An 18,132-nucleotide genomic window follows, 5' to 3' on the forward strand; every position below is an offset into this window, starting at 1 on the left:
TTTATTCTAAACGACCATCTTGACGATAAGCGATATCTGGTTGCCAAGTCCATTTAGCACCGAATTTTTCAAGTAAGTCAAAGCTTGCTTGAGGTCCCATGCTTCCAGCTTTATAGTCATGAAGTGGGGCACCATTTTCAGCCCAGAGTTCTTCGATACGGTCAATCAATTTCCATGATGCACCAACCTCATCCCAGTGGCTAAAGTTAGTTGAGTTGTTATTTAAGACATCATAGATTAATTTCTCGTATGGTTCTGGGGAAGCACCAGTTGCAGTCGCATCTGTACGGTAATCAAGTGAGTTAGGAGCCAAGTTAAATTCTTCTCCTACTTGCTTCCCATTTAGGCTAAGAGAGAAGCCTTCTGTTGGTTGGATATAGATGGTCAAAATGTTTGGAGCAAGTGGTTCTCCAAAGATAGAATCCATTTGTTTAAAGACGATGTTGACATGAGTTCCTTTTTCAGTCAGACGTTTACCAGTACGGAAGAAGAAAGGAACGCCACGGAATCGATCGCTGTTTACAAAGAAGGCACCAGATGCAAAGGTTTCAGTTGTAGATTCTGGATTCACATTTGGTTCACTACGATAAGAGATATATTTCATGCCATCAATCTTACCAGAGCGGTATTGACCACGGATAAAGTATTCTTTAAGTTCTTCATCAGTTGGGTGATAGAGGTTTTTAAAGACCTTAATCTTCTCAGCACGAATCTCGTCTTTTGTGAAGCTTGCTGGCTTGTCCATGGCAAGGAGAGAAAGCAGTTGTAGTGTATGGTTTTGTACCATGTCGCGGAGGGCACCAGATTGGTCATAGTAGCCACCACGTTCTTCTACACCCAAGCGCTCCGCAAAGGTAATTTGAACATTGTCGATAAAGTCCTTGTTCCACACATTTTCAAAAATCAAGTTTGCAAAGCGAACTGCAAAGATACTTTGGATCATTTCCTTACCAAGATAATGGTCAATACGGAAAATTTGTTCCTCGTCAAATGTTGCTAGGAGCTCGTCATTCAACTTGCTTGCAGTTGCGTAATCTGTACCAAATGGCTTCTCAACGATTAAGCGCTCAAAACCTTTACCATCCACAATATTTTCAGACTTGAGGTGTTTGGCGATAGTTCCAAAGAACTGAGGTGCCATAGACAAGAAGAAGAGCTTGTTGTGTTCAGCTTGGTACTTGTCATTTAGTTCAGCCTGCAATTGACGTAAAGCAATGTAGTGTTCTGTATCATTGACATCATGACTTTGATAGTAGAAGTGACTAGCGAACTCCTGAGCTTGTTCGGTACTATCTGCCAAATCAAGGATGGATTCGACTACAACAGATTCAAAATATTCCTTGCTCCAAGGACGACGAGCAGTTCCAATGACTGCAAAGTGCTCGGAAAGATTGCCGGATTTATATAGTCTAAAAAGGGAAGGGTAGAGCTTGCGTTTAGCCAGGTCTCCACTCGCACCGAAAATTGTAACAATAACCTTAGATGACATCTAGCTACCTAATTTCTATTTTTATTCCTAGTCTTGCTAGGTATGAGGAAACCTCATTTCATAAACTTAATTCTAACATAATTTTCCGAAAAATCAAAAAATCCAATACGAGATAGAAAAAAACTGCAAGGAAATCCTTACAGTTTGCGTTTAGACGTTTAAGACCTTGTCCAAGAACTCTTTCAGACGAGGGTGTTGAGGGTTGTCAAAGATTTGATCAGGTGTTCCGTCTTCAAGGAACTCGCCATCTGCAGTAAAGATAACGCGGTTGGCAACCTGACGGGCAAATCCCATCTCATGGGTTACGATGATCATGGTCATACCTTGCTCAGCCAATTCCTTCATAACGTTTAGTACGTCTCCGACCATCTCAGGGTCAAGAGCGGAAGTTGGCTCATCAAAGAGCATGATATCAGGATTCATGGCGAGTCCACGAGCGATAGCCACACGTTGTTTTTGACCACCTGATAGGCTATCTGGATTAGCATTAGCTTTATCTGCTAGCCCAACCTTGTCAAGCAATTCCATTCCCAATTTCTCAGCTTCTTCCTTAGTCATCAACTTGTGCTCAATAGGAGCAAAGGTGATATTGTCCAATACAGACATATGAGGGAAGAGGTTGAAGTGTTGGAACACCATTCCGATATTTTCACGGACGTGGTCAACGTTGGTAGTTTTTTCAGTTAAGTCATAACCGTTCACAGTGATGTGACCGCTCGTAACTTCTTCTAGAAGATTGAGGCTACGAAGGAAGGTTGATTTACCAGAACCTGAAGGACCGATGATACAAACAACATCTCCTTCATAGAACTTGGTCGTAATTCCTTTTAAAACCTCATTTTTTCCATAGTGCTTGTGTAAATCATTTACATCAATTTTTAGTTTTGCCATTAACGAATCCTCTTTTCTAAGCGTTTCGCTAGTCTAGTCAAAAGTGTGATAATTACAAGATAGAAGATAGCAAGGATTGCATACATCTTGAAACTTTGGTAGTTACGGGCGATGATAATCTTACCAGTTTGGAAGAGTTCAACCAAACCGATAGCAGATACGATGGTTGTATCTTTAAGAGCGATAACGAATTGGTTAACAAAGTTTGGCAACATCAATTTAGTTGCTTGTGGCAAGATAATCTTACGCATGGTTTTTCCATAAGAGATACCCAAGCTTCGGCTGGCTTCCATTTGACCAACCGGAACAGCCTGAATACCACCACGAACGATTTCAGCGATATAAGCAGCCGCATTGAGTGAGAGGGCGATAGTACCAGCTACGAAGTCGTTAATTGGACTTTGTTGGCCTGTGATAGACTCGATGAAGTTTGGAATTCCCCAGAAGATAAAGGCTGCAAGAATCATCAATGGAATACCACGGATAACGTCAACGAAAATCTCAGAGATCACACGAAGAGATTTGTAGGGGCTAACGCTAAACATACCAAAGATAATCCCGATGACAATGGCAATAGCAAATGAGATAAGAGCTAGAGCAAGAGTGATACCAAGACCGCTAAGGAGTTGTTTGTAGTTGTTTTGAAGCAAGCCCCAGATAGTTGTCTCATCAACAGTGCTTGTTGATGCAGATGAAGACTCACTAGCTAGGTATTTATCAAGAATCTTTTGGAATTCTCCGTTTGCTTTAAGGTTTGCAAGTCCGTTGTTGAACATTTCAATTAACTCTGGATTTGCTCCTTTTTTAACGGCAAAGGCTGTTTCACCGATTGGAGTTCCAGCGATTGGAGTTTTCAATTTTTGTCCTTGGCTGATAGAATATTTGAGAACAGGTTCATCATCCATAACGGCATCAATGGCACCAGTGTTTAAACTGTCATACATTGAAGAACCATCAGCAAAAGTTTTGATTTTGTAACCGTATTTGCTTTGATTTTCTGTTAGGAAGGTTTGAGAAGCAGTTCCGTTTTTAACACCAACTGTCTTTCCTTTTAAATCTTCATAAGAAGCAATGGTGCTTGATTCTTTGACACCAAGGATAGTATTGGCAGTGTAGTATGATTCTGAGAAGTCAAAAGTTGCCTTACGAGCATCTGTGACAGACATACCAGCAATGATACCATCAGCTTGTCCAGCTTGAACAGCACTGATAGCTGCATCGAAACCTGGATTGGTGATTTCAATTTCGAAACCTTGGTCTTTAGCGATAGCCTTAATCAAGTCCATATCAATACCAGTAAATTGGTTGCTTGAGTTTTGGAACACAAAAGGTGCAAAAGAAGAATCGCTGGCAATGATGTATTTAGCTTTAACAGGAGTTGCTTTCAGACCAGCTGTAGTAGTTGTAGTTGGTACTGACGAAGAAGACGAAGCAGTCCATTTCTTGATGATTTTATCAAGACTACCATCTTTTTTCATTTCAGCCAAGGCTTGGTTAAATTCAGTAACCAGGTGCTCGTATTTGCTTCCTTTTTTCACACCGAAAGCAAAACTCCCTACAGCTTCACCATCCATTTCAATATGGAGGTCTTGACCTTGGTTGATGGCATATTCGATAACAGGCTTGTCATCCATCATGGCATCAATGGCACCAGCACTCAAGCTGTTGTTCATCAAATCACTAGTGTCAAATGTTTTAATAGTAAAGCCGTATTTATCTTTGATTGTTTCAAGGAAACGTTGAGCGGCAGTTCCGTTTTTAACACCAACAGTTTTACCAGTTAATTGGTCGTACTTGCTAATTTTGTGTGCCTTTGTAGTTGCAATGACAACTTTTGTATCATAGTAAGTATCAGACATGGTGAAGACTTTTTCACGTTCTTTCGTCTTTGTCATCCCTGCCATGATAGCGTCAGCTTGACCAGCTTGAACCGCATTTACCGCTGCATCAAATCCAGGATAGGACATCTGAATATTCCATCCTTTAATCTCAGCGACTTTGTTGATAATGTCCACATCAATTCCTTTATAAGTTTGATCTGAATCTTTAAACTCAAAAGGTGCATAGGCGGTATCAGACACAATCTTAATCGTCTCTGCTTTCGCAATACCTAATGAGAAAATTGGGAATAAAATTAGCAAAAATGCTAGAAATTTTTTCTTCATTTTTAGTCTCCTTTTCCGAATATTTTCCCATTATATCAGAAAAAACAAAAAAATGCAAATCTAGGGACTTTTATGTTAGAAGATATAACATAAAAGCTCTTTATTTCTTTCTTGAACTGCTACCACAAAGTGCTATAATAACAGTATATAATGGAAGAAAAGAGGACGGAGATGTGAAGAACAAAAGAATTTTTAAAGACTTCCAAGCTTCTCAAATGCGGTTAAACCTCTACACAAGCCCCTTGTTAGCCTTTGCTTTTGTCTTTATAGGAGAGTTTGTGGCTTATACTTTATATGGTATTAGTTTGTTAGCTCTCATCGGACTTGCTAGAAATTTTGGAGAGGCTGGTCAAGCTTTTGCAATCTACTTGCAGACCTTGCAGCAGAGCTTGATGGATAAAACAGGTGATTTTCGTTTAATTTTAGAATTGCTGGCCTTTGGTTTTATTCTCAACACTGTGTTCAGATGGACTAGAAAAGTTGAGAAAAGACCTATTCGAACTTTGGGATTTTATAGAGAGAATTTCCTCAGCAATCTCTTTAAAGGATTTGGCCTAGGCCTGGCACTTTTTCTTCTGACCTTGTTAGGTTTAGTGGCCTTGGGGCAATATCGTTTTGAGTCTATTCACTTAAATCCTTATTCGCTTGCCTTTGTTGTCTTTACTATTCCATTTTGGATTTTACAGGGGACAGCAGAAGAAGTGGTGTCCCGTGCTTGGCTCCTTCCCCAATTGGCCTCAAGAACTAATCTAAAACTTGCTGTTCTTATATCTAGCCTATTCTTTACCCTGCTTCATGTGGGAAATTCTGGTCTCACACCTCTATCTCTAATGAATCTCTTCTTATTCGGAGTTGCCATGGCTCTTTACCTTCTCAAAACTGATACAGTTTGGAGTGTGGCAGGTATTCATGGTGCTTGGAATTTTGCTCAAGGAAATCTCTGTGGGATTTTAGTTAGTGGTCAGCAGTCAGGAACATCGCTGATGACCTTTTTACCACAAGGTAATCAAGATTGGCTATCAGGTGGTTCTTTTGGCATAGAAGGTTCTATCATGACAAGTCTGGTCTTGCTACTGCTGATTCTCTACCTCGTCTATCAATTAAAGAAAGAAAATGAAAGGATGTGACTTCGGTCCGTCCTTTTCTTCGTGAAAATGATACAAGTATGCTAAAATAGGAATAGCACATGGAGAGAGGATTCTTATGATCAATCGTATTACAGATAATCAATTTAAACTAGTATCAAAATATCAACCATCAGGAGATCAACCCCAAGCTATCGAGCAATTGGTAGATAATATCGAGGGTGGAGAAAAAGCTCAGATTCTGATGGGGGCGACCGGAACAGGAAAGACCTATACCATGAGTCAGGTTATTTCCAAAGTCAATAAACCAACTCTGGTCATCGCCCACAATAAAACTCTAGCAGGACAGCTCTATGGGGAGTTTAAGGAATTTTTCCCTGAAAATGCAGTTGAGTACTTTGTGTCTTACTATGATTATTACCAACCTGAGGCCTATGTCCCTTCTAGTGATACCTATATTGAAAAAGATAGTTCTGTCAATGACGAGATTGACAAACTTCGTCACTCAGCTACTTCGGCCCTTTTGGAGCGCAATGATGTTATTGTCGTGGCCTCAGTCTCTTGTATCTATGGTTTGGGTTCGCCCAAGGAATACGCTGATAGTGTCGTTAGTCTCCGTCCAGGTCTTGAAATTTCTCGTGATAAACTTTTGAATGACTTGGTTGATATCCAGTTTGAACGTAATGATATTGATTTCCAACGGGGAAGATTTCGTGTGCGTGGGGATGTGGTGGAGATTTTCCCAGCATCTCGTGATGAACACGCCTTTCGAGTAGAATTTTTTGGAGACGAAATTGACCGTATCCGTGAGGTTGAGGCTCTGACAGGTCAGGTCTTGGGAGAAGTGGATCATTTGGCGATTTTCCCTGCGACTCACTTTGTGACCAATGACGACCACATGGAAGTTGCCATTGCAAAGATTCAAGCCGAGTTGGAGGAGCAACTAGCTGTCTTTGAAAAGGAAGGTAAATTGCTTGAAGCCCAGCGCTTGAAACAACGGACAGAGTACGATATCGAAATGCTGCGTGAGATGGGCTATACCAACGGGGTTGAGAACTATTCACGTCACATGGATGGACGGAGTGAGGGTGAGCCTCCTTATACCCTTCTCGACTTCTTCCCAGATGATTTCTTAATTATGATTGATGAGAGCCACATGACAATGGGGCAAATCAAAGGCATGTACAATGGGGACCGTTCGCGTAAGGAAATGCTGGTTAATTATGGTTTCCGTTTGCCATCAGCTTTGGACAATCGACCTCTCCGTCGTGAAGAGTTTGAAAGCCATGTGCATCAGATTGTTTACGTTTCAGCGACACCTGGTGACTATGAAAATGAACAGACCGAGACAGTGATTGAGCAAATCATTCGACCAACAGGTCTTTTGGATCCTGAGGTGGAAGTTCGTCCGACTATGGGACAGATTGATGACCTCTTAGGTGAAATCAATGCCCGTGTTGAGAAAAATGAGCGTACCTTTATCACAACCTTGACCAAGAAAATGGCAGAGGACTTAACCGACTACTTCAAGGAAATGGGCATCAAGGTCAAGTACATGCACTCGGATATCAAGACCTTGGAGCGGACGGAGATAATTCGTGACCTGCGCTTGGGTGTCTTTGATGTCTTGGTCGGAATCAACCTGCTCCGTGAAGGGATTGACGTTCCCGAAGTGAGTCTCGTAGCCATTCTTGATGCTGACAAGGAAGGTTTCCTTCGTAATGAACGTGGTCTTATCCAGACAATTGGTCGTGCTGCTCGTAACAGTGAAGGGCATGTCATCATGTATGCGGACACTGTGACTCAGTCTATGCAACGTGCCATTGATGAAACGGCTCGCCGTCGGAAAATCCAGATGGCCTATAATGAAGAACATGGTATCGTTCCACAAACTATTAAGAAAGAAATCCGTGACCTAATTGCAGTAACTAAGGCAGTTGCTAAGGAAGAGGACAAGGAAGTCGATATCAATAGCCTAAACAAACAAGAACGCAAAGAACTCGTCAAGAAACTAGAAAAACAAATGCAAGAAGCTGTCGAAGTGCTTGACTTTGAACTGGCTGCACAGATTCGCGATATGATGCTGGAAGTCAAGGCGTTGGATTAGGGGAATTTTATGAATATTTTAGTTATTAATGGACATCCTGATAAAGAAAGTTACTGCCAAGCAATTTTTCAAACGATTGTAGAAAATATAGACTCAAAGAGACATGAACTTGAAATGATTAATCTTAATGAGGAAGAGTTTGATCCTGTTTTACGTTATGGTTATCGACAAAGGATGGAGGACGATCCGTTTATTCTACGATCTCAGGAATTAATTCAGTGGGCAGATCATTTCATTTTTGTTTATCCAATTTGGTGGAGTAGTATGCCTAGTCTATTGAAGGGGTGGATTGATCGTGTTTTTACGCCAGGCATTGCATACTCAGCAAATAATCGAGGAAGCTTTATTTTGAACTACTTGAGAGGTAATCAGTTTAAAAAGTTACTAAAAGGAAAAACAGCTAGTATTTATGCAACCTCCATGGCACCAACTTGGTGGTACAAAGTATTTTCAGGTCCGATTAATATTCCAGACAGTTATGGAATATCAGTATTAAAGAATGCTGTCCTGAATCATTGCGGTATCAAAACAAAGAGGGTTTCAATCTTAGGAGAGTTAGGACGTGAAGTGAATACAAGTTCAACAAGAGAAAAATTTCTACAAAAAGTAGCAAAGGAAGTCAGACTGTTGGATTAAGGAGAAGAAAATAAATGACGGTTGTTATCAAATCAATGGAAACTCCTGAAGAGATAGAAAGTAAATCTCTCGTTCACTGGAAAGCGTGGAGAGAGGCTTATGACGACCTTTTGCCTGCAGAATTTCAGGAGACAATGACATTGGAAAGGTGTCGATTCTTTAGTCAAAAGTATCCAGAAAATACATTGATTGCGATAGATGGCATGAAGGTAGTTGGTTTTATCAGTTATGGAAAAGGTATCGCACAAAAGTTAGTTAGAGCAGCTTTGACTGCTCTTAATCATTTTTCTGAAATTTTCTTATGGGTATTGAAAGATAATAAGCGAGCCATAGCTTTCTATCAAAAAATGGTTTTTACTTTTGATGGACAAGAAAAGATGCTTGAACTTGGAAAGCCCATAAAGGAAAAACGTATGGTATTCTATTCTAAATAATTTTACAAAGTAGAAGCTAATGGCACTGGTGCAAGTCTGAAAATTTAATAAATTAGAAAGTGAGTAAATTTATGTCCCGTTCCCAATTAACGATTTTAACAAATATTTGTCTGATTGAAGATCTCGAAACCCAGCGCGTGGTTATGCAGTATCGCTCTCCTGAAACCAATCGCTGGTCTGGTTATGCCTTTCCAGGAGGTCATGTAGAAAATGGTGAGGCTTTTGCGGAGTCTGTCATTCGTGAAATCTACGAAGAAACAGGGTTGACTATCCAAAATCCTCAACTTGTCGGCATTAAAAATTGGCCTCTGGATACAGGCGGGCGCTATATCGTCTTTTGTTATAAGGCGACTGAGTTCTCTGGTACCCTTCGCTCTTCAGATGAAGGAGAAGTTTCTTGGGTGCAAAAAGACCAGATTCCAAACTTGGATCTGGCCTATGATATGTTACCATTGATGGAGATGATGGAAGCTCCTGACAAATCTGAATTTTTCTACCGCCACCGTACAGAAGATGGCTGGGCGAAGAAAATCTTCTAGTCTTTTACTAAATAACCTAGCTGATCTAAGGCCTCCTCGATATAGTGGAGGTCTTGTTGTGTTTCGGCTTCAACTAGGTGGTAATGGATACCATCTGTTAATTCAGACAGAGGTCTAAAATCTGAATGCTCAACTTGTTCTAGAAAATGTTGCACATCTCTACGACAAGACAGTTTCAGCAAGGTTTCAATTTCTCCATAGACGGGATGGTCAATCAAGGTGTTTTGAACACGTCCGCCATTATCTACGATAGCAAGGAGTTCTTGACCGATTTCTTCAACTTCATGTTTCACTTTGAAAAGTTTGTGAACATAAGGGTTGGTTTCAATTTGCTTATAGACGTAGCCACGATTGGTGGATAGGATAGGAGCGCCATCGGCTCTTAAAATTGCAATGTCCTGTACAATGACCTGGCGTGTAACATGAAAATGTTCAGCTAAACTTTGGCCATTGAGGGCTTTAGGAGTTTCTTTCAAGAGTTGGAGCAGGGCTTGTTTGCGATCTTTTGTCATAGTTCTTCCTTTTAACGGCGTTTGCGAAGCACTTTATAGACAGCTAGTGCTAATGTATAGTCTACCATACTATGGATAATTGTACCAAATCCAACTAGCACAAATAGAACATAAAACATATTTTCTACATTGGTACCAGAAGTTGCGTAAAAAACGACGCAGGCTAATACTTCAGCAAGGGCATGAACGACAGCTAAAACAAAGTTGAAAATCCAGGAAGATTTTGCTTTATCTAGGGTATCGGGGAATTTTTGTAGGTAAAGAGCTCCTAAAGTCCCAAAAAAGATATGGGAAAAAGCTCGAAATACGATAACCATGGGATAGCCAGCCATCAAAAATCCAAAACTAGAGGCTAGGATGACGAAAACTGCCATCAAGGGAGATAGGAACATGGCGATAAAAATAGCAATGTGGCTCCCCAATGTATAGGAAGCAGGTGGAATGACAATCTTGAAAGGCATAACAATTGGAATCAAAATCGCAATAGCCGTTAAGAGGGCTGTCATTGTCATAAATTGGGTCTTTTTCCGTGTATTCATAAGAATCTCCTTTTAGTGTATATACACTAGTATAGTACAATAAACAAGACAATAAAGCAAGGATTTACTTAGGTTTATAGATCATTTTAAGTTAAAGTCTCGCAAATATTTCATTAAAAACACAAACTACATCAAACAAAATCTCCACATTCAAGTTTGAAAGCGGAGATTGATTTTATTTTTTCAATGTTTGTAGCCTTGGGACAATAGCTAGGGTTAGAACTGCAGAAATAACTAATTCAGCAATTGAGTTTGTTGAGATAACGGTTGCTAAGAGTTTTTGGATATTACCATCAAAAACATTTCCAAAAAGGTAGAAAATTCCACCAAGTACAAAGACAGTGTTGGTAAGTGAACCAAGGGCACCGGCTAGGATTAGCCCGGTCTTGTTTTTCATTAGTTTATAGATTAGATAAGGAGTTAAACCAATCAAAATACGTGGGACAATGGCAATGATAGCTGAATAGATGTTTCCGTTTGGCACGAATGGAGAGAAGAGATAGCTTGTCGGCAGAATAGTAATCGTATTAACGGTCAAGCTAAGAAGCCCCATCAAAAATCCAAGTGTAACCCCAACTCGTGGACCGTAGATAATGCTGGCAATAATGACAGGAATATGAACGATAGTCGGTTTGATTGGGAATGGAAAAAGGTTAAAGATAAGTGAGCTTAGAAAATGAATCACAAGCATGGTTGCAAAGAAGATAGCAATGGGCGCAATATTAGAGCGTTTTTTCATCGAGAGTTTCCTTTATTCTTTCTAAAATAATTGTGAGGTCGGCTAAAGCTCCTCTTCCATGATCGCCGCAAGCTAGTAGGGATTCTTTAGGAGCAATCAGCTGATAGCCGTAGGCTTCTAATGTTTTCAGATTAGCCTGAGTTGCCGGATGGTCATACATTTTTGTATTCATAGCTGGTGCGATGAGTTTTGGGATATGACTTGGCAAGGCTAGAGCCGTACTGGTTACTATGTTGTCCGCAAATCCGTGGGCTAATTTTGCAATAGTGTTAGCAGTTGCAGGGGCCACGATGAGTAGATCAGTTTCTTTTCCAAGTTCGATATGATTGACTTGATCAGGATAGGGTTCCTTCATGACATCCAAGTGGACAGGATTCTGTGAGAGTACCTGTAGTGTCAAAGGTTGGATAAACTCAGTAGCAGCCTGAGTCATTAAAACAGTGACTTGATGACCTTGTTTTTTTAGAGAACTGACTAAATCTGCCGACTTGTAAGAGGCGATAGACCCCGTTACAGCCAAGAGAATATGTGCCATAGCTTTCCTTTCTATGAATGATAGGCTTGAATCTTTTCAAGGAGGAGTTCTGCAATTTCTTCTTTAGTCTGGACTGTTTGAAGCTGATTTTTCTCAACAAAGATAGCACGATGCTGGTTTGCTGAAATTTGAGTCAGGTCATTTGCGATAATCAAGTCTGCTTGGTTCTTGATAAGACTTTTTCTAGCAATGTCAACCAGATGATCTTCGTTAACATCAACCAGTAGCTTAAAGCCAATCAGATGAATAGCTGGATTCCACTCCTTGACTAAAGAGATGATTTTTGGTGTTTTTTTCAGGAATAAAACCTGAACCTCGTCAGTTGAAGAAATCTTAGCTTGATGATTTTGCTTGCTTAAAAATTCTTCTAGATTGGAACTAGATTGAACTTCCTCAACCCCTGTCATATAGACAGGAGTGTAGTCGGACACCGCCATTGAGTGAATCAAGACCTGATAATCCTGAACACGTTCTTGAATTTCCAGTAGAAGGTCCTTGGTATTGTTAATTTCTCGAATGATTAGGTTGGGATGGGCTTCTGGCTTCAGAGCTCGTTTTGTCGTTATTAAACAAACTTCATGTCCTGAAGCAAGCAAAGTCTCTGTGATGATTTTGCCCAAGCGACCTGTAGAATGGTTAGTGATAGAGCGGACGCTATCGATAGCTTCACTGGTACCGCCCGATGTAACTAAAATTTTCATAGCACTATTGTACACAAAAATAAACGGTAAGTAAAATGAAAGTGATAAAAATTTGGTAAAAGGAAAGAATATAGTTTCAAACTATAAAGCCATATAAAATTTAAGAAAGGACTCTAAAAACCTTAAAAACAGGGATATTTACGAACGTTTAGAGAGTTTTGGGATGTTAAAAATCTTGTTTTGTGTTATAATGAATTATCATAAAAGAGGTTATAGGAGTTTTGAATGAAAACAGATATTGAAATCGCACAGAGTATTGAGTTGAAGCCAATCGTTGATGTTGTAGAGAAACTTGGTATTTCTTACGATGATTTGGAGTTGTATGGAAAGTACAAGGCTAAGCTCAGCTTTGATAAAATTCGTGCAGTTGAGAGCAATCCAGTTGGGAAATTGATCTTGGTTACTGCCATCAACCCAACACCTGCAGGTGAAGGAAAATCAACTATTACCATTGGTCTTGCGGATGCCTTGAACAAGATTGGCAAGAAAACCATGATTGCTATTCGCGAACCATCTCTTGGTCCAGTAATGGGAATTAAGGGTGGTGCAGCTGGAGGTGGTTATGCTCAAGTTCTGCCAATGGAAGACATCAACCTTCATTTTACTGGGGATATGCATGCCATTACAACTGCCAACAATGCTCTTTCTGCCTTGATTGACAACCACTTACACCAAGGAAATGAGTTGGGAATTGACCAACGTCGTATCCTTTGGAAACGTGTTGTGGACTTGAACGACCGTGCTCTTCGCCATGTAACAGTTGGGCTTGGTGGCCCTCTAAATGGTATTCCACGTGAGGATGGCTTTGACATTACAGTTGCTTCAGAGATCATGGCAATTCTTTGCTTGGCAACGGACATCGAGGACTTGAAACGTCGTTTGGCGAATATCGTTATTGGTTATCGTTACGACCGTACACCAGTTTCTGTAGGTGATTTGCAGGTTGAAGGTGCCTTGGCTTTGATTTTGAAGGATGCTATTAAACCGAACCTGGTTCAGACAATTTACGGTACACCTGCCTTTGTACACGGTGGTCCATTTGCCAATATTGCTCACGGATGTAATTCAGTCTTGGCAACAAGCACAGCCCTTCACTTGGCTGATTACACAGTTACTGAAGCTGGTTTTGGTGCGGACCTTGGTGCTGAAAAATTCCTTGATATCAAGACACCAAACTTGCCAACATCTCCAGATGCAGTTGTCATTGTTGCAACCCTTCGTGCCCTTAAGATGAATGGTGGTGTGGCTAAAGACGCTCTTACTGAAGAAAACGTAGAAGCAGTTCGTGCAGGTTTTGCTAACTTGAAACGCCACGTTGAAAATATCCGTAAGTTCGGTATTCCAGCAGTCGTAGCTATTAATGAATTTGTATCTGATACAGAGGCTGAAATTGCAGCCTTAAAAGAACTCTGTGCTTCAATCGATGTACCAGTTGAATTGGCTAGTGTTTGGGCTAATGGGGCAGAAGGTGGAGTGGCACTGGCTGAAACCTTGGTTAAAACAATCGCTGAAAACCCAGCTAACTACACTCGTCTTTATGACAACGACATTTCTGTCCAAGAAAAGATTGAAAAGATTGTTACTGAAATCTATCGTGGTTCAAAAGTAAACTTCGAAAAGAAAGCTCAAACTCAAATCGCTCAAATTGTTCAAAATGGCTGGGATAAATTACCAATCTGTATGGCTAAGACTCAGTATAGTTTCTCAGACAATCCCAGTGCACTTGGAGCACCTGAAAACTTTGAAATTACCATTCGCGAATTGGTGCCAAAATTAGGTGCAGGCTTCATAGTTGCCTTAACTGGAGATGTCATGACCATGCCAGGACTTCCAAAACGACCAGCTGCTCTAAACATGGATGTTGAAAGCGATGGAACCGTTCTAGGCTTGTTCTAATAGTTTAATTGAATTCAAATGAGTTTGGAAATACTATCCAAGCTCATTTTTTATCTAGATATAAGGAGTTGCCTTCTACACGTAACCAGTCTAGGTAAAGATATTTTCCCTGAATTCTGATATAATAGAAATATTGACTTCAAGAGTAAGGAAGAGAAGATGAACGCATTATTAAATGGAATGAATGACCGTCAGGCTGAGGCGGTACAAACGACAGAAGGTCCCTTGTTAATCATGGCAGGGGCTGGCTCTGGGAAGACTCGAGTTTTGACCCACCGCATCGCTTATCTGATTGATGAAAAGCTGGTCAATCCTTGGAATATCTTGGCCATTACCTTTACTAACAAGGCTGCGCGTGAGATGAAAGAGCGTGCTTATGGTCTCAATTCAGCCACTCAGGACTGTTTGATTGCGACCTTCCACTCCATGTGTGTTCGTATACTACGTCGCGATGCGGACCATATTGGCTACAACCGCAATTTTACAATTGTAGATCCTGGTGAACAGCGAACGCTCATGAAACGCATTCTCAAGCAGTTGAACTTGGATCCGAAAAAATGGAATGAACGAAGCATCTTAGGAACCATTTCCAATGCTAAGAATGACCTGATTGATGATGTAGCTTATGCTGCCCAAGCTGGCGATATGTATACGCAAATCGTGTCCCAGTGTTACACGGCTTACCAAAAAGAGCTTCGTCAGTCGGAGTCGGTTGACTTTGATGATTTGATTATGCTGACCTTGCGTCTCTTTGATCAGAATCCTGATGTCTTGACTTACTATCAACAGAAATTCCAATACATCCACGTTGATGAGTACCAAGATACCAACCATGCCCAGTACCAATTGGTCAAACTCTTGGCTTCGCGCTTTAAAAATATCTGTGTGGTTGGGGATGCGGACCAGTCTATCTACGGTTGGCGTGGTGCTGATATGCAGAATATCTTGGACTTCGAAAAGGATTATCCCCAAGCCAAGGTTGTTTTGTTGGAGGAGAATTATCGCTCAACTAAAACCATTCTCCAAGCGGCTAATGAGGTTATCAAAAACAATAAAAATCGCCGTCCTAAGAATCTCTGGACTCAAAATGCTGATGGGGAGCAAATCGTTTACTATCGTGCCAATGATGAGCTAGATGAGGCTGTATTTGTAGCCAGAACTATAGATGAACTTGGTCGGAGTCAAAACTTCCTTCACAAGGATTTTGCAGTTCTTTATCGTACTAATGCGCAGTCCCGTACTATCGAGGAAGCCTTGCTCAAGTCAAATATTCCTTATACCATGGTTGGCGGAACCAAGTTCTACAGCCGTAAGGAAATCCGAGATATTATCGCTTACCTCAACCTCATTGCCAATTTGAGTGACAATATTAGTTTTGAGCGTATTATCAACGAACCGAAACGTGGAATTGGGCCAGGTACAGTTGAGAAAATCCATGACTTTGCGAATATGCAAGACATGTCCATGCTAGATGCTTCAGCCAATATCATGTTGTCTGGTATCAAGGGTAAAGCAGCCCAGTCTATCTGGGATTTTGCCAATATGATTCTGGATTTGAGGGAGCAACTGGACCACTTAAGCATTACTGAGTTGGTTGAGGCTGTTCTAGAAAAAACAGGTTACGTCGATATTCTAAATGCTCAAGCGACTTTAGAAAGCAAGGCTAGGGTTGAAAATATTGAAGAGTTCCTTTCTGTGACGAAAAACTTTGATGACACCTCTGATGGGCCAGAAGAGGAAACCGGTCTGGACAAACTGAGTCGTTTCTTAAATGATTTAGCCTTGATTGCGGATACAGATTCAGGTAGTCAGGAGACATCAGAAGTGACCTTGATGACCCTACATGCTGCTAAAGGTCTCGAGTTTCCAGTTGTCTTTTTGATTGGGATGGAAGAAAATGTCTTTCCACTTAGTCGTGCGGCTGAAGATCAAGATGAATTAGAAGAAGAACGCCGTCTGGCCTATGTAGGAATTACGCGTGCAGAGAAAATTCTCTATCTGACAAATGCCAACTCGCGCCTGCTTTTTGGTCGTACCAACTACAACCGTCCAACTCGTTTTATTAACGAAATCAGCTCAGACTTGCTTGAGTATCAAGGTCTGGCGCGTCCAGCAAATTCAAGCTTTAAGGCATCATATAGCAGTGGTGGTCTTGCCTTCGGTCAAGGTATGAGTTTGGCGCAGGCCCTCCAAGACCGTAAACGTAGTGCTGCCCCAAAATCTATCCAGTCAAGCGGTCTTCCGTTTGGTCAATTTACAGCTGGAGCAAAATCAGGGTCTAGCGAGGCAAATTGGTCCATTGGTGACATTGCTCTCCACAAGAAATGGGGAGAGGGAACTGTTCTGGAAGTTTCAGGAAGCGGTGCTACGCAGGAATTAAAAATCAATTTCCCAGAAGTAGGTTTGAAAAAACTTTTAGCTAGTGTAGCCCCAATTGAGAAAAAAATATAATTTTCCATCCTTCTCACGAATAATAAAGTGAGGAGGATTTTTATGTATAGTATTTCATTCCAAGAAGATTCACTGTTGCCAAGAGAAAGGCTGGCAAAAGAAGGAGTTGAAGCGCTCAGTAATCAAGAGTTGCTAGCTATTTTACTTAGGACAGGAACACGTCAAGCTAGCGTTTTTGAAATTGCCCAGAAAGTTTTGAACAATCTTTCAAGCCTAACAGATTTGAAAAAAATGACCCTGCAGGAATTGCAGAGTCTGTCTGGTATTGGCCGAGTTAAGGCCATAGAATTACAAGCTATGATTGAACTGGGCCATCGTATTCACAAACATGAGACTCTTGAGATGGAAAGTATTCTCAGCAGTCAAAAGTTGGCCAAGAAGATGCAGCAGGAGTTGGGACATAAAAAACAAGAGCACCTGGTGGCGCTCTATCTCAATACTCAAAATCAAATCATCCATCAACAGACCATTTTTATCGGTTCTGCAACTCGTAGTATCGCTGAGCCGCGAGAGATTCTTCACTATGCTATCAAGCATATGGCGACTTCTCTCATATTGGTTCACAATCATCCTTCGGGAGCGGTAGCCCCTAGCCGAAATGATGATCATGTCACTAAACTTGTAAAAGAAGCCTGTGACCTGATGGGGATTGTCCTTTTGGACCATTTGATTGTCTCTCATTCTAATTACTTTAGTTATCGTGAAAAGACGGATTTAATCTAAAGTTCATTAACGACATAGTCAAAGAGGTTTTTATCTTTGGGGCGATTTTCAAAAAGAAACTCTGGATGCCATTGGACACCGAGAAAGGCGATATCATCCGTACTCATGACAGCTTCAATAATGCCATCCTTAGGATCATGAGCCGCAATCTTTAAGTTAGGTGCTAAATCCTTGATGCTCTGATGGTGGAAGGAGTTGATATGGGAAATTTCTCCATAGATTTCTCGAAGAACAGTATCAGGTTCTGTTACCAAGCGTTGAGTTGTGTACTCAGCAGAACAATCCTGCCAATGGTCTTCGATATCTTGGTACAAAGTTCCACCCATGGCAACGTTAAAGAGTTGAGTTCCACGGCAGACAGAAAAAATTGGCTTTTTCTGTTTAATAGCTTCCTTGATGAGGGCTAGTTCGAAGATATCCCTTTGAAGGTGGTAGTCATCGCTATCGATGGTTTTTGGTTCACCATAGAATTTTGGATCAACATTTTGCCCACCTGTCAAGATGAGCTTGTCAATCATACTGATATAGTGGCAGGCCATTTCTTGATCACCAATCGGTAGGATGATGGGAATTCCTCCAGCTTCTTTAACGCCTTCAACAAAGCCTTTTGCTACGTAGCTCATCATGATGTCATCATCTGGATGAGTTTTTTCGTTTCCTGTAATCCCAATAACTGGTTTTTTCATAAAA

17 protein-coding genes are annotated in these 18,132 nt (G+C 40.9%); 8 read left to right on the forward strand and 9 right to left on the reverse strand.

Features of this window, described 5'->3' with window-relative positions; translation table 11 throughout:
* Position 1 precedes the first annotated feature (1 nt).
* The 3 genes from zwf to L0P31_RS05860 form a co-directional block, all read right to left on the reverse strand.
* Positions 2 to 1,489, reverse strand: a complete 1,488-nt coding sequence (gene zwf / locus L0P31_RS05850; protein WP_024057956.1) for a glucose-6-phosphate dehydrogenase — start codon at positions 1,487 to 1,489, stop codon at positions 2 to 4.
* A gap of 150 nt (positions 1,490 to 1,639) precedes the next feature.
* A complete protein-coding gene (locus L0P31_RS05855; RefSeq protein ID WP_001096315.1) occupies positions 1,640 to 2,380 on the reverse strand; it encodes an amino acid ABC transporter ATP-binding protein in 741 nt (246 codons plus the stop codon).
* The gene (locus tag L0P31_RS05860; RefSeq protein WP_049546508.1) at positions 2,380 to 4,545 is read right to left on the reverse strand and encodes an ABC transporter substrate-binding protein/permease; all 2,166 of its coding nucleotides are present in this window, start codon (positions 4,543 to 4,545) and stop codon (positions 2,380 to 2,382) included. Before L0P31_RS05860 ends, L0P31_RS05855 begins: the two co-directional genes overlap by 1 nt.
* 173 nt (positions 4,546 to 4,718) lie before the next feature.
* Here L0P31_RS05860 and L0P31_RS05865 point away from each other — a divergent pair, with 173 nt between their 5' ends.
* From L0P31_RS05865 to L0P31_RS05885, 5 genes are all read left to right on the forward strand, one after another.
* Positions 4,719 to 5,672: a CPBP family intramembrane glutamic endopeptidase gene (locus L0P31_RS05865; protein ID WP_049546509.1), complete on the forward strand. Its 954-nt coding sequence runs from the start codon at positions 4,719 to 4,721 to the stop codon at positions 5,670 to 5,672.
* Positions 5,673 to 5,748: 76 nt separating this feature from the next.
* Positions 5,749 to 7,737 carry an excinuclease ABC subunit UvrB gene (gene uvrB / locus L0P31_RS05870; RefSeq protein WP_049544180.1) on the forward strand — a complete coding sequence of 663 codons (1,989 nt, stop codon included), beginning with the start codon at positions 5,749 to 5,751 and terminating at the stop codon, positions 7,735 to 7,737.
* A 9-nt stretch (positions 7,738 to 7,746) separates the two neighbouring features.
* Entirely contained in the window at positions 7,747 to 8,373 is a 627-nt protein-coding gene (locus tag L0P31_RS05875; protein WP_024057962.1) for an NAD(P)H-dependent oxidoreductase, read from the forward strand.
* A gap of 14 nt (positions 8,374 to 8,387) precedes the next feature.
* Positions 8,388 to 8,807 carry a GNAT family N-acetyltransferase gene (locus tag L0P31_RS05880; protein ID WP_238096151.1) on the forward strand — a complete coding sequence of 140 codons (420 nt, stop codon included), beginning with the start codon at positions 8,388 to 8,390 and terminating at the stop codon, positions 8,805 to 8,807.
* Between the two features lie 71 nt (positions 8,808 to 8,878).
* Positions 8,879 to 9,346, forward strand: a complete 468-nt coding sequence (locus tag L0P31_RS05885; RefSeq protein ID WP_033687068.1) for an 8-oxo-dGTP diphosphatase — start codon at positions 8,879 to 8,881, stop codon at positions 9,344 to 9,346.
* Here L0P31_RS05885 and L0P31_RS05890 read toward each other — a convergent pair.
* The 5 genes from L0P31_RS05890 to coaB all read right to left on the reverse strand — a co-directional run bounded on the left by L0P31_RS05890 (position 9,343) and on the right by coaB (position 12,372).
* A complete protein-coding gene (locus L0P31_RS05890; RefSeq protein WP_000159191.1) occupies positions 9,343 to 9,858 on the reverse strand; it encodes a transcription repressor NadR in 516 nt (171 codons plus the stop codon). The two genes, L0P31_RS05885 and L0P31_RS05890, sit on opposite strands and share 4 nt — an antisense overlap.
* 11 nt (positions 9,859 to 9,869) lie before the next feature.
* On the reverse strand, positions 9,870 to 10,397 hold the full coding sequence (locus tag L0P31_RS05895) for an ECF transporter S component (protein ID WP_031236967.1): 528 nt from the start codon (positions 10,395 to 10,397) through the stop codon (positions 9,870 to 9,872).
* Positions 10,398 to 10,572: 175 nt separating this feature from the next.
* A complete protein-coding gene (locus L0P31_RS05900) occupies positions 10,573 to 11,136 on the reverse strand; it encodes an ECF transporter S component (protein ID WP_119946659.1) in 564 nt (187 codons plus the stop codon).
* Entirely contained in the window at positions 11,120 to 11,671 is a 552-nt protein-coding gene (gene coaC, locus L0P31_RS05905; protein ID WP_238096153.1) for a phosphopantothenoylcysteine decarboxylase, read from the reverse strand. The genes L0P31_RS05900 and coaC overlap by 17 nt, the downstream gene beginning before the upstream one ends.
* Positions 11,672 to 11,682: 11 nt before the next feature.
* Entirely contained in the window at positions 11,683 to 12,372 is a 690-nt protein-coding gene (gene coaB, locus L0P31_RS05910) for a phosphopantothenate--cysteine ligase (protein WP_238096156.1), read from the reverse strand.
* A gap of 225 nt (positions 12,373 to 12,597) precedes the next feature.
* Here coaB and L0P31_RS05915 point away from each other — a divergent pair, with 225 nt between their 5' ends.
* From L0P31_RS05915 to radC, 3 genes are all read left to right on the forward strand, one after another.
* A complete protein-coding gene (locus L0P31_RS05915; RefSeq protein ID WP_064276112.1) occupies positions 12,598 to 14,268 on the forward strand; it encodes a formate--tetrahydrofolate ligase in 1,671 nt (556 codons plus the stop codon).
* Positions 14,269 to 14,427: 159 nt separating this feature from the next.
* On the forward strand, positions 14,428 to 16,719 hold the full coding sequence (pcrA, locus tag L0P31_RS05920) for a DNA helicase PcrA (protein WP_064276114.1): 2,292 nt from the start codon (positions 14,428 to 14,430) through the stop codon (positions 16,717 to 16,719).
* Between the two features lie 42 nt (positions 16,720 to 16,761).
* Complete coding sequence (gene radC, locus L0P31_RS05925) at positions 16,762 to 17,442, forward strand: RadC family protein (RefSeq protein ID WP_049501787.1); 681 nt, start codon at positions 16,762 to 16,764, stop codon at positions 17,440 to 17,442.
* On the opposite strand, the gene L0P31_RS05930 is transcribed toward radC, so the two are convergent.
* Positions 17,439 to 18,128, reverse strand: coding sequence for a gamma-glutamyl-gamma-aminobutyrate hydrolase family protein (locus L0P31_RS05930; protein WP_004254198.1), 690 nt, complete (start codon positions 18,126 to 18,128; stop codon positions 17,439 to 17,441). The two genes, radC and L0P31_RS05930, sit on opposite strands and share 4 nt — an antisense overlap.
* Positions 18,129 to 18,132: the final 4 nt, after the last annotated feature.

This window comes from Streptococcus mitis, assembly GCF_022137125.1.
GTDB lineage: Bacteria > Bacillota > Bacilli > Lactobacillales > Streptococcaceae > Streptococcus > Streptococcus mitis_CE.